At 41.6% G+C, this 15,619-nt stretch carries 12 protein-coding genes; 8 read left to right on the forward strand and 4 right to left on the reverse strand.

The window, feature by feature from the left end:
- Positions 1–28 precede the first annotated feature (28 nt).
- The gene (locus OKW21_RS31200) at positions 29–976 is read left to right on the forward strand and encodes an OmpA family protein (RefSeq protein WP_277487454.1); all 948 of its coding nucleotides are present in this window, start codon (positions 29–31) and stop codon (positions 974–976) included.
- A gap of 188 nt (positions 977–1,164) precedes the next feature.
- The gene (araA, locus tag OKW21_RS31205; protein WP_277487456.1) at positions 1,165–2,658 is read left to right on the forward strand and encodes an L-arabinose isomerase; all 1,494 of its coding nucleotides are present in this window, start codon (positions 1,165–1,167) and stop codon (positions 2,656–2,658) included.
- Positions 2,659–2,740: 82 nt separating this feature from the next.
- On the opposite strand, the gene OKW21_RS31210 is transcribed toward araA, so the two are convergent.
- Positions 2,741–3,892, reverse strand: a complete 1,152-nt coding sequence (locus OKW21_RS31210; RefSeq protein ID WP_277487458.1) for an aldose epimerase family protein — start codon at positions 3,890–3,892, stop codon at positions 2,741–2,743.
- A gap of 529 nt (positions 3,893–4,421) precedes the next feature.
- Between OKW21_RS31210 and OKW21_RS31215 the strand changes: the two genes are divergently transcribed.
- The 6 genes from OKW21_RS31215 to OKW21_RS31240 all read left to right on the forward strand — a co-directional run bounded on the left by OKW21_RS31215 (position 4,422) and on the right by OKW21_RS31240 (position 10,506).
- Positions 4,422–5,264: a mechanosensitive ion channel family protein gene (locus OKW21_RS31215; protein WP_277487460.1), complete on the forward strand. Its 843-nt coding sequence runs from the start codon at positions 4,422–4,424 to the stop codon at positions 5,262–5,264.
- A 61-nt stretch (positions 5,265–5,325) separates the two neighbouring features.
- Positions 5,326–6,240 (forward strand): DUF3078 domain-containing protein, encoded by a 915-nt coding sequence (locus OKW21_RS31220; RefSeq protein ID WP_277487462.1) that lies wholly within the window; start codon positions 5,326–5,328, stop codon positions 6,238–6,240.
- Positions 6,241–6,945: 705 nt separating this feature from the next.
- The gene (locus OKW21_RS31225) at positions 6,946–7,983 is read left to right on the forward strand and encodes a phosphotransferase (RefSeq protein WP_277487464.1); all 1,038 of its coding nucleotides are present in this window, start codon (positions 6,946–6,948) and stop codon (positions 7,981–7,983) included.
- Positions 7,984–7,991: 8 nt separating this feature from the next.
- Positions 7,992–9,290 (forward strand): ADP-ribosylglycohydrolase family protein, encoded by a 1,299-nt coding sequence (locus OKW21_RS31230; RefSeq protein ID WP_277487466.1) that lies wholly within the window; start codon positions 7,992–7,994, stop codon positions 9,288–9,290.
- 130 nt (positions 9,291–9,420) lie between these two features.
- On the forward strand, positions 9,421–9,897 hold the full coding sequence (locus OKW21_RS31235; protein WP_277487467.1) for a hypothetical protein: 477 nt from the start codon (positions 9,421–9,423) through the stop codon (positions 9,895–9,897).
- Between the two features lie 201 nt (positions 9,898–10,098).
- Positions 10,099–10,506, forward strand: coding sequence for a T9SS type A sorting domain-containing protein (locus tag OKW21_RS31240; protein WP_277487469.1), 408 nt, complete (start codon positions 10,099–10,101; stop codon positions 10,504–10,506).
- Here the strand turns inward: OKW21_RS31240 and OKW21_RS31245 are convergent.
- The 3 genes from OKW21_RS31245 to OKW21_RS31255 form a co-directional block, all read right to left on the reverse strand.
- Positions 10,487–11,260 (reverse strand): rhomboid family intramembrane serine protease, encoded by a 774-nt coding sequence (locus OKW21_RS31245; protein WP_277487471.1) that lies wholly within the window; start codon positions 11,258–11,260, stop codon positions 10,487–10,489. The two genes, OKW21_RS31240 and OKW21_RS31245, sit on opposite strands and share 20 nt — an antisense overlap.
- 98 nt (positions 11,261–11,358) lie before the next feature.
- Positions 11,359–12,261: a histone deacetylase family protein gene (locus tag OKW21_RS31250; protein WP_277487475.1), complete on the reverse strand. Its 903-nt coding sequence runs from the start codon at positions 12,259–12,261 to the stop codon at positions 11,359–11,361.
- Positions 12,262–12,364: 103 nt separating this feature from the next.
- Positions 12,365–15,586: an FG-GAP-like repeat-containing protein gene (locus OKW21_RS31255; protein WP_277487476.1), complete on the reverse strand. Its 3,222-nt coding sequence runs from the start codon at positions 15,584–15,586 to the stop codon at positions 12,365–12,367.
- Between the last annotated feature and the right edge of the window lie 33 nt (positions 15,587–15,619).

The raw sequence follows: 15,619 nt of genomic DNA on the forward strand, positions 1-15,619 counted from the left end.
CACTATTTAAACTGACCAAAACTAATACATGAAAAGGCTTCTATTAACGCTTGGCTTCTGCTTGCATATGTTCCTGCTATACAGTCAATGCCCGGAAGGATTAATCACGGGTGAGCATAACCTGATTAAAAATGGAGATTTTGAAGAAGATAAAATTAATTTCAAAACAGACTACATTCAAGATTCTGTAGCAATAGCAGGAAAATATTTTATTGTCTCGGATGCAAAAACTTTTTGTAAATGCTTTACAGGTACTGGGGATGGTAAATTCTTAGCAGTGGATGGTTCGGTAGGAGCCAACAAAATTGTCTGGCAACAGGATATAGAGGTGAAAGCAAACACAATTTATTTTTTTTCTGCCTGGGCTTCCAATCTGTATCCGGTTTATCCTGCAGTACTGCAATTTTCCATTAATGGAGAACTGCTTGGTAAAGCTTTTCATACTTCTGAAAAACAAAATATATGGGAACAGTTTTTTGTTAACTGGCATTCAGGTACAAATACGATGGCTACTATTACCCTTGTGAGCCAGAATCCAGGTTCCACCGGAAATGATTTTGGCTTGGACCGGATGAAATTCTATGCATGTGAAAGAGCTTCTTTACAAGCCGGGTTAGAAGCGATTGAGAAAGGAAAAGTTATAGAATTAAGAAATGTGCTTTTTGAAAGAGCCAGCGCACAAATCATAAGTACCTCCTATCAGGAGCTTGACCAATTGGTAAAGTGCCTTCACGAAAACCCACTGGTAGAAATAGAGATAGCCGGCCATACGGATAATGTTGGTAAAGAGGATGACAATCTCAAGCTTTCTCAAGACAGAGCAAACGCAATTGGTGAGTATTTAACAGAAAAAAAAATTGAACCAAACCGATTAGTGATGAAAGGCTATGGCGAACAAAACCCTATTGATACAAATGATACCTTAGAAGGCCATCAAAAAAACAGGAGAGTTGAGTTTAAAATAACAAAACTATAGCTTTAACTAATCACTAGCTGGTTGTCAGTCAGCCTCGAAAAAGGGCATGGAAGTTTGACGCACCACAACCTATATTTGATACTTGAACAGAAAATGTAAATCATGACACTGCCCAAACGGCTAGCTTAACCGGATGATGCCTCAAAGACGCCAATACCCAAAATCAAACTTTTCTAACTCCCAAAAACATGATAAAACTTGATCAATTTGAAGCCTGGTTTGTCACGGGCAGCCAGCATTTGTATGGAGAAGAAACTTTAAAACAGGTAGCTGAACATTCGCAGCAAATTGTCAAAGGATTGAATGCCTCTCAGGCACTTCCTGTAAGAATTGTATACAAGCCTGTGCTGACTACGCCTGATGCCATTTTTCGGCTTTGCCAGGAAGCTAACACTGCTGAAAATTGTATCGGGCTTGTTGTCTGGATGCATACTTTTTCGCCTGCCAAAATGTGGATTGCCGGACTAAAGGCATTACAGCGCCCTCTGGCCCACTTGCACACCCAATTTAATCGGGATATTCCCTGGTCTACGATTGATATGGATTTTATGAACCTGAACCAGTCGGCGCATGGAGGTAGGGAGTTCGGCTATATAGCCAGCCGCATGGGAATTAATCGTAAGGTAATTGTTGGGCATTGGGAAGATTCTGAAGTCCACCAGCAGTTGAATGTATGGACGCGGGCAGCTTCTGCCTGGTATGACGCTCAGGGAGCCAAAGTAGCCCGCTTCGGTGACAATATGCGGGAAGTAGCCGTCACCGAAGGTGATAAAGTAGCTGCGCAAATGCAATTCGGCTATTCTGTAAATGGCTACGGCCTGGGCGATCTGCTAGCTTACATTAATGAAGTCTCGGATGCAGAAATTGATCAATTGACTGCTACTTATGAAAATAGTTACGAATTGGTAGACGCTCTGCGCAAAGATGGCGCTCAGCGTGCTTCCCTGAGGGAGGCGGCACGAATAGAACTGGGTATGAGAGCCTTCCTGGAAGCGGGTAAGTTCAAAGCGTTTACTGATACCTTTGAAAATCTGCATGGTCTGGAACAGCTTCCCGGTATTGCAGCACAGAGGTTGATGGCGGATGGCTATGGCTTCGGCGCTGAGGGTGACTGGAAAACTGCTGCACTTGTCCGTGCCATGAAAGTTATGAGCTCAGGCCTCAAAGGAGGCACTTCTTTTATGGAAGACTACACCTATCATTTTCATCCCGGCGGACAGAAAGTACTGGGTTCACATATGCTGGAAATCTGCCCTTCTATCGCAGCAGCTAAGCCAAGGTGCGAAATTCATCCGCTTTCTATTGGTGGTAAAGCCAATCCTGTACGTCTGGTTTTTGATGTAAGTGCCGGTCCTGCTCTGAATGCCTCGGTAATAGATATGGGAGGACGTTTTCGTTTGCTGGTTAATGAAGTGGAAGCCGTACCCTTGGAGGAGCCTATGCCCAGGCTTCCGGTAGCCAGGGTATTGTGGGAGCCCAAGCCTAACCTAAAGACCGCTGCCAGTGCCTGGATACTTGCCGGGGGCGCACACCATACCGGCTACAGTGCGTGTCTGACCTCTGAGTACATGCAGGATTTCGCTGAGATGGCTAATATGGAATATCTGCTGATCAATGAAGATACGCACTTGTACCACTTCAAAAATGAGTTGCGTTGGAATCAAATGTATTGGGGAAGATAGAAATAGCGTTATGATTCCAGGTACTTAATGTTAAGGTGTTATAATTTGTAAAAGCGTATGCTCAAACCATAGCACCCTAACATTATTCAGTTGAGAAGCGGTACTCTGTCGTAGTACTATATGTTTCACCAGGGGCCAGTTCTACTGAAGGAAAGTCAGGTTGATTGGGTGAATCCGGAAAGTGCTCTGTCTCCAGGCAGAAAGCTGTTCTTTTAGCGTAGGCAACTCCTTCTTTTCCCGTAACCGAGCCATTGAGAAAATTGCCGGTATAAAACTGCACTCCCGGTTCTGTGGTATACACTTCCATCACGCGACCAGTAGAAGGCTCATGCACGCGGGCGGCCAGCCCCATACCTTCTTTGTCCAGTACCCAGCAGTGATCATAACCCATGCCATATTTGATCTGCTCGTTGCTGTCTTCGTTGATCTGCTGACCGATAGGCTTAAGTTCAGTAAAATTAAAAGGAGTCCCTTCTACAGAATTCAGTTCACCCGTAGGAATCAAGGTTTTATCTACAGGGACAAACTGATCAGCATTGATCATAATTTCATGATTTAGCACAGTTTGGGTAGGATCTCCTGTCAGGTTGAAGTAAGAATGGTTGGTCAGGTTGACTATAGTTTTTTTATCAGTAGTCGCTTCATAATCAACTCTCAGTACATTTTCATCGGTAAGCGTATAGGTTACCCTGGTTTCCAAAGTACCGGGATAGCCCTGATCGCCATCGGGGCTGGTGTAAGTGAGCACTAGCTGCTGTCCTTCCTCTGACTGCTGCGGCTCAGCGGACCACACCACCTTGTCAAAACCCTTCAGCCCACCGTGCAGGTGGTTGCCCATATTGTTGGTATCCAGTTGGTAAGTAGTGCCATCAATTGTAAATTTCCCTTTGGCAATACGGTTTCCATAGCGTCCGACCAATGCGCCAAAGAATGGATTATTGTCTACGTAATCCTTCAAGTTATCAAAGCCCAGTACAACATCATCAAAATTGCCCTGAGCATCTTTCACCTTAAGCGAGGTAACAATCCCTCCGTAGTTGGTGATTTTGGCTTCCATGCCATCTTGGTTGGTCAGGGTATAGATATCAACGGCCTCTCCGTCGGGGCCTGTACCAAAGCTTTCCTTTGGTATGGGGTTGGTTGCTTCTTGCATAGTAGGTTGTTCGTTTTCTTGTTGCGAGGGTGACTGGCATGCAGCCACAAACAGGCCAAATATGAGTAGATAAGGTTTCATATGATTATACATCATTTAGTTAAAAGTCATTGCTATTCTATAAGCAGAAGCCAAAATGTATGGTGCCCGTATTAAAACCAAAGCATCTACCAGCCATTCATGCTCTCAAATCTAATCAAAAGCGCACAACTCTGAAAGTAAAGCGTTGAGGATAGGAATACAACAGAGCACCTGGGAAAGTGCTCTATATCATATTGGGTAAAATAAGCAGTGGGAAGCCAGTTTACCGAGCGTTCCTTAAAGCTCAACTTGAAATTACTTACGTTCATCGAGTAAGCCAGAGCAAGCTGGTATTCTTAGCCAAATTTGGAGAAAAGATTATGGGCTTTCAACAAGAGAGGATAACCTGCTTGGAAGATATTAAACGTACCTGTTAGCAAGGGAACCTTTGTATGGTTAATAGCGTGCATTGACAAATAGTGTTGGTTCATAAGCTCAAATGAATCAACAAAACATAATTCAAATTGCATAAGTTGTGCATATTATTCATTTTGTTTGACCATTAAAACTAACCAAACTAAACCTAACTATGGAAAATTTTGACTTAGCGAGTACATTGGAAACCATAAGGGAGTACGCAATTTTGTATGTTCCCAAACTCCTTCTTGCTATCCTTACCCTGATCGTGGGTATGTGGGTAATTGGTAAAATTATCAGTGGTATTAAAAATACACTTACTAAGCGTGATGTGGACCCTTCCCTGGTTCCTTTTCTTACCGGAGTATTAAAAGCAGTATTTGTTGTCATGTTGATTATCAGTGTGGCGGGAATGATAGGAATTGCCACTACTTCATTTATAGCAGTTTTGGGTGCTGCAGGTCTGGCAATAGGTCTGGCTTTGCAGGGTAGCTTAGCCAACTTTGCTGGTGGAGTATTGATTCTAATCCTCAAGCCTTTTAAAGTAGGAGATGTAATTGAGGCCCAGGGCGTAATCGCTAGTGTGACTGAAATTCAGATCTTTCATACAGTGCTTAAGTCTTATGACAATAAAACGATTATTATTCCTAATGGCCCTCTATACAATGACAAAATTATCAACTACTCTACTGAACCAACCCGTAAAGTTGAATGGATATTTGGTGTAGGTTATGATGATGATATTGATAAAGTAAAGCAGGTAATTAAGGATGTTGTGTTCAGTGACGAACGTATCCTTGACCGTGACACGCCATATCTGAAGTTAGCAGAAATGGCTGATAGCTCAGTCAATTTTAAGGTTAGGGGATTGGTGAACCAGGCCGATTTCTGGGATATATATTTTGAGAAACAAGAAGCTATCAAGAAAGCCTTTGATGCTAATGGCATTTCTATTCCTTTCCCTCAGGTGGATGCACATTTGTTTTCTGAAAACGGTGCAGGACCCAAAGCATAATAATAATAACTTAAATAATAAGCAGCCTTTCGCAGGGCTGCTTTTTTTTAATTACCGAACTATGAAGAAACGAATAGGACTTTTTGCATTGATTTTTTTGCCCTGGATGCTTCAGGCACAAACGGATACAACTTCAGCAGTAGCGGCCGATACACTTTGGAAAAAATCTGTAGGCTTTGGCATTAATTTTAATCAGGCTTCCTTTACCGAAAATTGGTTTGGAGGGGGCGTTAACTCTCTTGCGTTCAGTGCTTTTTTCAACACAAAAATGAATTACAAAAAGGATAAATGGTCCTGGGATAACAGGGTCAATTTTCTTTTAGGAACAGTAAATAATTTTGGAGACGGATACCGTAAAAGCCAGGACAGGCTCTTTATAGATACCAAAGTAGGGCATGAGATTTCTGAGGCCTGGGGCGCTTATTTTTCTACCACTTTCCTGACGCAGTTTGCCCCCGGCTATCGGTACGTAACATTGCCAAGCGGTGAAGAAGATGCCTTGAAAATCTCGGACTTTATGGCTCCTGGCTTCTTGACCTTCTCCTTAGGGTTTGAATATATTCCTGACGATAACTTCACACTTCGTTTGAGCCCTTTTTCTCCTCGCTTTACCTTCGTCACAGATTCCGATTTGTATTTGAATACAGAGGGAAATACAAATTATGGTGTAGAGTTAGGTGAGACGGTAAGACAAGAATGGCTGGCGGCACAACTGGTCGCTGAATGGAGTAAAGATTTTACAGATAACATCAATCTTTATTCGCGCTATATGATGTTTGCCAACTATGAGACGCTAAACTTTCAGGAGGTTGATCATAGGCTGGATGTAGTATTTAATGCTCAACTTACAAGCTTTATCAACCTGAGTCTCTCAGGCATTATGGTATATGATTATGATCAGGTCAATGAAATCCAGCTTAGCCAAACATTAGGTTTAGGTATACTCTTGCAGGCTGAAGGTGCAGTGGTAGAGTAACAAATAGAAAGCAGTGTTTTGTGATCAATACACTGCTTTTCTTTTATGCATTATAGCTTACCTGATCAGTCACATCCTAAACAGTCCAGAAACAAAATCTTACGTTTTCCGAGTTATTTAGTGGAGGCTTTTCTATGGTATTTTGGCTGACCTGCTAATCATAGCGCTAATTTCATTAGTGGTTTTCGGAAAATATGCTCAGGAGAAATTGGGCATAGAAAAAAGTTATGCAGCGAGAGTTTCTCATTTGTCAATACAGGCATGCATCGCTGACCTAGTGGAAGCTCTTTTCTGACCATGCGCATATCTTCCTGCTCCACCTGAAGGGGCTGCAACCGCCTTTACGGTGACAGGTCATAAAAGAACGGATTTGCAGGCCCGGACTGATTTTCCATTGAGATAGACTACCTGCCAATGCATGACTTCGGAAACATACGCTTGATTTGTCCTAACTGAACTTAAACAATAGCCTCATTAGCTGATAGAGGATGATATAGAGCACTTACCGCATTAACGCCGTATTTAGTGTTGGGGCATAACGAATTTTTTTTAATCAAACATTTATCAGCTTATTTTATTATAGAAATCTAAGCACTTATACATTTCGTAAGTTAAAGTGTCTGCACATTGACAATTTTTCCGGCTTTATTTTTTCTTAATTACTATCATTAACTAGCCCTTTAATCGTATCACTTCTACTACACTATGGACCAAAAAGATAAGTTCAAAAACACATACCCCCACACCATTTTCTTAGAACACGAAATTAGCCATGAGTTGGAAAATTTCCTTAAGAGAAAGAAATGGATAACTGCTGAAGAACAAGTGATCTCTACAGAGAAGCCGGGAGAAGGAAATATGAATTTTGTACTTAGGGTAATCACAGACAAAAAATCTTTTATCTTGAAGCAGTCACGGCCCTGGGTACAAAAGTACCCTCAGGTGGAAGCTCCAATTGGTCGTATCAGTGTGGAATATCATTTTTACCATTATATAGCGCCATACAAGGAAGTAAATAAATATACCCCTGCTGTCATTGGCTTTGATGCCGCACAGTTTATGCTGGCGCTTGAAGACCTGGGAAGTGGAGCGGATTATACTTATCTATATCAAAAGAACAAGCAACTCTCAAAGGAAGAAATAAAAGCCCTGAGCGGACTGATATCAGTGTTGCATCAGGTTACTGTAGACTTTGAAGATAGAGTCCATTTTGATAATCAACCCATGAAAGTATTAAACCATGAGCATATATTTGTTTTTCCCTATGCTTTAGAAAATGGGTTTGACCTTGATACCATTCAAGCCGGTTTACAGGCGTTGGCTATGCGTTACAAAAAAAACGAGAGCCTGAAAAAGAAAATCAGTAAGCTGGGAGAGGTTTACTTAGAAAATTATGACACGCTACTCCACGGTGATTATTACCCTGGTAGCTGGCTCAAGGTAGAAAGTGGCTTGAAACTGATAGACCCTGAATTTTCATACTTCGGCAAAGCGGAATTTGACCTGGGAGTGATGCTGGCACACTTAAAAATGGCACAACAGCCAGAAGGTAGTACGGAGCAGGTACTCAAATTCTACGAGCAGCCCGAGGGTTTTGATGAAGCGCTGATGTGGGCTTTTGTAGGTGTTGAGATGATGCGAAGAATCATTGGCCTGGCACAACTGCCCCTTAGCCTTGAACTGTCAGAAAAAGAAGACCTATTGGAAGAAGCTGTATCTCTGATCAATCTGTATAACCATTAAAATTTAATGTGAGAAATTTACTTGCCATATACATACTTTTGCTTACCATAGCCTGCACCTCAGATGAGAAAACAACTGTATCGCATGAATCTCCTTCAGGGTTAGAGGGAACAAGCAGTATAAAGCCAGAATTGGACTCCGCTATTGTCAAAGATAAGGTGCTGGGTATGCTCCTGGGATCGGCTATAGGAGATGCTATGGGGGCCCCCACTGAAATGTGGACCAGAGAAAATATCATAATAGAATACGGCTATGTAGATGACCTGGACACCATGGTGAGAGAACCCTCAGCAGAAGGAACCTGGGATTTTAACTTACCGGCAGGGGGGACAACCGATGACACCCGCTGGAAAAAGCTGATGACAGAATTTCTGCTTACCCAGGAGGCCTGGTCTCCTCTTGATCCAAAGGACTTTGCCCAGTTCATCATCCGGCAGTATGAGCAGGATATCCAGACTTTAAAGAATACAGAAAGTTTTGACCCTGAGCCCTTTGAAGTCAATGCCCGAAGATTGGCCTGGCTGCAGGAGTGGGCGAGGGTTGCCAAGCCTTTTGCGGAAGATGACCTTCAAGGCTATGCTTTTGCATTGAGTCGTTTTTATGGTGGTGAAATGACCTGTGCTGGAATGCTTTACTCCCCTACGATTGGCGCTTTTTATCCGGCGGCCCCTCAGATGGCTTATGAAGAAGCCTATCAACTGGCTCTCTTTGATATTGGCTATGCCAGAGATATTAGCGCCATTACAGCAGCACTTGTTTCAGCAGCTATGGCTCCCGAAGCTTCGCCTACTTCAGTGATCAATACGCTTAGAGACATAGATCCTCAAGGTTATTTCAAGAGCAGGCTCGTAGGCAGATCAGCTTACCGCATACTTAAGGAAGCACGCAGCATTGTATATCAGGCTAACCAACTCAAAGTAGGAGATATTGATGCTAAGCAACTTATTATTCCTGCCGGAGAAAATGTCGATACGCTATGGCTGGCCAGAACTCAAAAAGCTTATGAGCTTTTAGATGCCAGGAACCAGGATTTGCCCTTCCATGCAGGGGAAATTCATTTAGTCAACCTGACTGCTCTCTTGTTTTGTGATTTTGATTTTAAAAAGAGCCTGGCTTTCGTCGTGAATTTTGGAAGGGATAATGATACTACCGCTGCCATAACTGGTGCCATTCTGGGAGCATATTATGGTGCTGAAAAACTACCTCCCGAAATGGTTTCTCAGGTGCTCAACACAAATAAAGGATTATTAGAAACTGATATTGAAGTGTTGGCTAAGCAGCTTTATGAAAGCATTAAAACCATGTGAAATAACATTTCTAACGAACTCAATTTTGTGTGTTCTTTTTCATGGTTTAAGTAAACCTGTTAAAAGGTTTCTAACAATCAGTGTATATATAAGTTATTGGTATATATATAAATAATTAAATTTTTTAACTATGATAAAGATATTTAACAGGGTTACTTTTTTTATGCTGAGCATACTAATAGTTGTAAGCTGCAGTCAAAACCTTACTCGGCAAGATGTACAGGATGAGATCACTGATGCTCGTGAAGAGGTAGAGGAAGCCCAGGAAGAAGTAAAAGAAGCGGTAGAAACACGAGAAGCGTTTTATGAAGACTATAAAGAAACAGAACTTAAAAAGCTGGAAAATAGAAATAAGACCCTTGATAATAAGATTAAAAATCTCAAAGATGCATCGAGTGATTCTAATGCTTCGGCAGAAGCAGATATAAATTCAGCAATTAATGAGCTGGAATCGGAGAGAGAAAATATTAATGAACGTATTCGGAAAATAGAACAAATGGAAGCCGAAGACTGGTCAGAAGCATATAAAGAAATTGATGAAGCGGTATCAAGAATTAAAAACCAGCTTGATCAGCTAGCAGCCAGCCTGGAGAGAGAAAATGAGTAAAAGGTCAAATAAGCACCAAAGGGAGACGTGTAAGTAAAATTAAAGGTTCTCTCTTGTTTTCTTTTGCTGGATATTTCACAGAAATCTTATAACAGAGGCTATGTAACGTTTTTGATGAAATTTTATTGAAATTGGCGTTATTTTTTTAGAACCTATTAAGAAATAAACAGTATAATAATGTATTGATAGTAAACTATTTATATGCAAAAAAATCTACTCATTATATTGCTCTTGGTTTTGTTCTGCACCTCAGCCCTGGTATCATCAGCAGATGCATACATTAAACATACTAAAGTGAGTAAAAATTATGAGCCTGTAAATGATGCAGTAGATGTAGTAGTTTACCCCAACCCCGCAGAAGAAAACATTTTTGTACGTTTAGATCTGATCAACCCTTCATTTACAAATAGTTCTGAGGTAGAGTTTGAGATAAGAAGCATATTGGGTACTTCTATGCCTATTGAGGCTGAACGAATGGATGCTAACAGGTTTCGCATCCTCATCGCAGACTTTCCTGTCGGTTATTACCTACTCATCGTACAGTGCAAAGAATGCAGCAATGGCAGTAACCACCCCTCTAAAGAGGTCTTTAAATTTTTGAAGAAATAAACGATTCATTTTCTTCACCTGTCTCCAAGTCATAATAGTATGAGCTGTCTTTACTTTCCGAAGGCTTGAAATGATATACATATTTTTGCTTCGGTTTAGAGAAAGAATATCCCTTGTAAGTACTACTCATCCTGTTTGCACTATTCTCATCAGAAGTATCTGTATCCTGAAGAGAAGGAATATGAGGTTCCTTCCTAAAATAAAAGGAACAAAAAATTCCTGCCATAGAGCCTAACAAATGTGACTCCCAAGATACACTATTGTCTCCGGGGACCAGGCCCTGAACCATCCCTCCATGTATAAAAGCAATGGCAACAGCTACGGCAGTAGAGCGTACATCTCGCCTGAAAATCCCACTGAAGAAGAGAAAAGCTGCTAAACCATATACTAATCCACTTGAGCCAATGTGATAAGCCTGTCGGGCAACTACCCATACCCAGAAGCCTGTGGCAAAGTATATCCAGAGAAAGACTTCCTTAGCGATTTTATCATAAAAGTAAAAAACCGCTATCAATAGCAATATAAGAGGAAATGTATTAGATAATAAGTGAAGAGCACTGCCATGGATAAGTGGGGCGGCAAATATTCCTACCAATCCGGTGATAGAGCGAGGTAGTATACCCCAGACACCAAAATCCAGCGTCATACTATCTTCTACTGTTCTAATAAACCATAGAAAAAAGACAAAGCCTAAGGCTATGACCACGCTTTTGCGGAAAATAAACTTCTCACTATGTTTTTCGGCAACTATCAATTAGCAATCTTATTGTATGTAATTAACAAGTCATACCAGACGTAAAATAATCAATTTTCAGATGAATGTCATTTTAATAACCAGCGAAGTGATACCATTCAAAAAAATATTTCCTGGGCTAAGCGATAGGTATTGGCGTGTGCCTCAACAATATGTGCTATCTGGGAAGAATATCCACCTCCCATGCTCAGGGCTATTGGAATCTTATTTTCTTTAGCCCTTTTTAGTACTACCCTATCCCTTTCTCTACACCCGGCAATGCTTAAGCTTAGCCTTCCGAGTTTATCGGAGGCCAATACATCTACTCCTGATTGAAAAAAAATAAAATCAGGTTGTACTTCATTAATAAGTTGATCCAGATAATTGTTTAATAGGCTTAGATAGGTACTATCATCAGTTCCATCGGCTAACGGTATATCCAGGTCAGACTTTTCTTTATACATAGGATAATTTTTGGCTCCATGCATACTGAAAGTAAATACTGATGGCTGATCACAAAAAATTTGCGCTGTACCATTACCCTGATGTACATCCAGGTCTACAATTAATATTTGTTTTGCCAGCTGTTTTTCCAGTAAATAATTGGCGGCAATGGCGATGTCATTGAGAAGGCAAAACCCTTCTCCCCTATCAGTAAAAGCATGATGCGTGCCTCCGGCAATATTGAAGGCGACACCATATTCTAAGGCGAAAAGTGCAGCCTGCAAAGTCCCCTGCATAATGGTGATCTCTCTTTGCACAAGCTGTTCAGACATAGGAAAGCCGGTCTTTCGGATTTCCGATCGGCTTAGCTCCTGATTTTTAAGCCTTTGCCAATAAGTAATGTCATGGGTATTGGTGATGTATTGTTCATCAAGGGGGTAAGGTTGAAATAAGTTCTCCTCTGTAATAGTACCTTCATAGAGTAATTGCTCAGGAATGAGGTTATACTTGATCATAGGAAAGCGGTGGTTTTCCGGTAAGGGATGTGCATAGATTTCATCCCAGGCAATCTTTAACATGCAGTAAAATGTCTTAATTCTTAACAATCAACACATGTCATGCCTCAGAGTTTAAGATCTCAATAAAATTTCTACGGAACAATTACTTGATAAGCTCCGGAAACTATCTAATGATGGTGACGCTTCCGGTTTTGCTACCGGCTTCTTCTCCGCAGTCAATCAGATAAAAGTAGACTCCATCCGCTACGGCCCTACCATGAATGGTACCGTCCCAGCCACTGGCATTATTGTAATTTTCTATTTCAGCCAGCTTACTTCCTAAGCGGTCAAAAATGGTGAGTTTACAATCGGGAAACAGATCCATTCTTTCCACATACCAGGTGTCATGGCGACCATCATTATTGGGAGTAAATGCTTTGTCAGGAGCTACATCCAGTGAGCGATCCACATTGAGGGTATAGCTAACGGTAGTTTGGCACCCCTCTGTATTGGTCACTATACAAGTATAAGTAGTAGAAATGAGAGGCCGAGCAATAGGGTTAGCAATCGTACTGTCGCTAAGTGAAGTCCCTGGTGACCATATGTAAGAAGCCCCCCCACTGGCATTTAGCTGCAAAGTGTCTCCTAAAGAGATTCTGTCAGATGACGCATTTATGTTTGCTTCAGGATTATCAGCTTGTACTATTTCTATACTGGCTGTTTCTGTACAGTGGGCATCAGTTAAGGCTGTGAGTGTATAGATGCCTGCTTCATTTACAGTGATATTGGTTCCGCTTTCACCATTATCCCAGGCATAAGAGGCAAAACCTTCATTAGCAGCAATTTCTAGCTGTTCATCAGGACATAAATTAGGGCTTCCGAGTGTTTCAATGTATAGCTCAGGAATATCAATAATCGTTACTTCCTGAGTATATGTGTCTTTTACACTATTATTATCGGCAATAATTTTTAAACTGACTGTATAAGTACCTGCTTCAGCAAATGAATGGCTCACAGAAGCTTCATTTTGATTGTTACTTTCATCTCCGAAGCTCCACTGGTAGCTGATATCCTGTCCATTGATCGTAGTAGGGCTGACAGATACGTCTAATGTTTGATTAAGGCATACACTCGCCGGTATGTCTATTTGGGCACGTGCTATTTCTATGGGGCTGCTTTCTTTGGTACAGCCGGTTTCATTTTGGATAGTAGCGGTATAGCTGCCTGGCTCAGTTACATTGAGGGTAGTTGTGGTCGCCCCACTAATGAGCTGACCATCTTTTTTCCAACTATAAGTGCTTCCTAGCACAGCTTCTACATTTAACGTAGCCTGTCCGTCTTCAAAGAGTACCAGCGGATCATCAGAGGTGATGCTAATAGATTCAGGTTCGCTCACCTTGATATATGTTTTAGTAGTGTCACTCACGCAGCCCCCGTCTTGTTCGCCTGCTTTGACATAAAGTACATACCAGCCTTCATTATCTTTGCTGGCATTATTGATGACCGGGTTTTGCTCATTGGAAGTAAATCCGTTGGGGCCGGTCCAGAAGAAGCGTGCGTTTACATTTTGGGCTCTTAGTATAATTCTGTCGCCAAAACAGAATGCTTCTTCAGGATTTATATCAATGATAGTAGGTTTATCCGGCACAAATCCTTCTGGGCGAACTACCTGCACTACATTAGAAACGATCTCGTTACAGTCAAAGCCGTTGTGAGATGAGGATAATTTTACTCTGTAATAAGCCTCATTAAGAGTGGTGAAAGTAAAGATAGAATCAGTGGCAGCGGCAAGGGGGGTAAAACTATTGCCATCGGCTGAACTTTCCCATTGGTAGGTGACCCCAATGGCTTTGGTTACTGAAAGCTCATAGGGGAGCAGATCACATACTCCTAATCCATTTTGAGGTTCTAAAATGGGCTTAACACAGTTTCGGTTAAGCTGAACGGTGATTACATCGCTAGCAATTTCCGCATAGGCAAGGTCAGGCTTACCGTCGCCATTGAGGTCTCCGGCACGTACACTCTGTATCCCCTCGCTGCTAAGAATGGTTTTTTTAGTATTGAAATCCAGGCTGCTTTCGGTACTTTGATTGAGTAAGACTACCAGTCGGTTCCCGGAGGCGGAAGCGTACAGAATATCCAGTTTGCCATTGCCATCCATATCGGCAAGTTCCAGACCGTCCCTTCCAATACTGATCTGGTCGATACGTAGGGCATCTGTAAAAGATAAGGACTGAGCAGTAGAAGTATTTTTGAATATCCCAACATAAGACTTATTGATGATGATAATCTCAGGCTTGCCATCACCATTCAAGTCTCCGGCTCGCATGTTAGTGGTCAGGCCAGAGGTACTCAATTCCAGATGCTCACTGAAACTGATATTGCCGGGACTGCTGCTGTTTTTAATTATATAAATCCCACTACCTTCATCTTCTGAAACCATAATATCAAATTTCCCATCTCCATCCAGGTCTTCAATATCTATACCGCTAATCTTTTCATTATTGATATTGAACTGCTGAAAAGGAAGAATAGGTGTAGGATTGAAACTGATGTCCCCCTCGCTACTGGTATTTCTAAATATTGAAATTACACCATCAACTGTAATTGTAGTTACTATAATTTCTGGCTTCCCATCTCCATCCAGGTCTTTGATATCCATTCTGGCAGATGAATTACCATCTACTGTATAGGAAAGGGGAGGGGTAGTCTCATTAAACTTTATTTCATCACTTACAGTGGTATCGGTTATGTTTTTGTGAATATAAATTCTCTCTTTATTGGTATTTGAGTTTGAAGCTGAAAATACTAAGTCAGCAAAACCATCACCGTCCAGATCTCCACAACGTACCCAACGTGTGTCTGCACCTAACTCAAATTCTCTCTGTGTAAAATTTACAGAACTGATGTCAGGAGAAGTATTTTCCAGTATGGTAATTTCATCATTCTTCAAGTCGGAAGTGGCGATATCTACCTTGCCATCCAGGTTAAAATCACACATGCAGAGGTTGGCCAAATCATTCCCTGACGATGGAAAGGAGATGGGAGCTTCTAACTGACTGTTCTCGAAGCCTTGCCCGTCAAAGCTTAAGGTAAAATTTTGTGTGGAGTATGCGGTAAGCTGTGTATCCAGCCTTGTGACGGAAATACTACCGTAGGTAGCTCCGGCAGGTACTTTGACTTTGATGGTACCATCAGTGAGTGATACAATCTCTCCGGCAGCAGCACCAAACATTACAAGTATGTTGTTTTGATCAGCGCCAAAATTTTGACCGCTAATGGTAACGATTTCCTCTACAGTGCCATAGGTTCTGTCAATGTTATTGATGACAGGGGCTTGAGCATGTACATGCTGTAAGACAGTGAGTATGAGGACGAACGCAAGTAGATATCGGTAGGATTGCATAAGATTCCTGAATAAGTCAATTCAATCAGACAA

The organism is Catalinimonas alkaloidigena (assembly GCF_029504655.1).
In the GTDB taxonomy this organism is placed as follows: Bacteria; Bacteroidota; Bacteroidia; order Cytophagales; family Cyclobacteriaceae; genus Catalinimonas; species Catalinimonas alkaloidigena.

Coding starts and splice junctions, on each gene's coding strand:
- OKW21_RS31220 (WP_277487462.1), top strand. CDS start 5,326: ATGAAGAAACGAATAGGACTTTTTGCATTGATTTTTTTGCCCTGGATG.
- OKW21_RS31255 (WP_277487476.1), bottom strand. CDS start 15,586: ATGCAATCCTACCGATATCTACTTGCGTTCGTCCTCATACTCACTGTC.
- OKW21_RS31200 (WP_277487454.1), top strand. CDS start 29: ATGAAAAGGCTTCTATTAACGCTTGGCTTCTGCTTGCATATGTTCCTG.
- OKW21_RS31215 (WP_277487460.1), top strand. CDS start 4,422: ATGGAAAATTTTGACTTAGCGAGTACATTGGAAACCATAAGGGAGTAC.
- OKW21_RS31240 (WP_277487469.1), top strand. CDS start 10,099: ATGCAAAAAAATCTACTCATTATATTGCTCTTGGTTTTGTTCTGCACC.
- OKW21_RS31250 (WP_277487475.1), bottom strand. CDS start 12,261: ATGTTAAAGATTGCCTGGGATGAAATCTATGCACATCCCTTACCGGAA.
- OKW21_RS31235 (WP_277487467.1), top strand. CDS start 9,421: ATGATAAAGATATTTAACAGGGTTACTTTTTTTATGCTGAGCATACTA.
- OKW21_RS31210 (WP_277487458.1), bottom strand. CDS start 3,892: ATGAAACCTTATCTACTCATATTTGGCCTGTTTGTGGCTGCATGCCAG.
- OKW21_RS31225 (WP_277487464.1), top strand. CDS start 6,946: ATGGACCAAAAAGATAAGTTCAAAAACACATACCCCCACACCATTTTC.
- araA (WP_277487456.1), top strand. CDS start 1,165: ATGATAAAACTTGATCAATTTGAAGCCTGGTTTGTCACGGGCAGCCAG.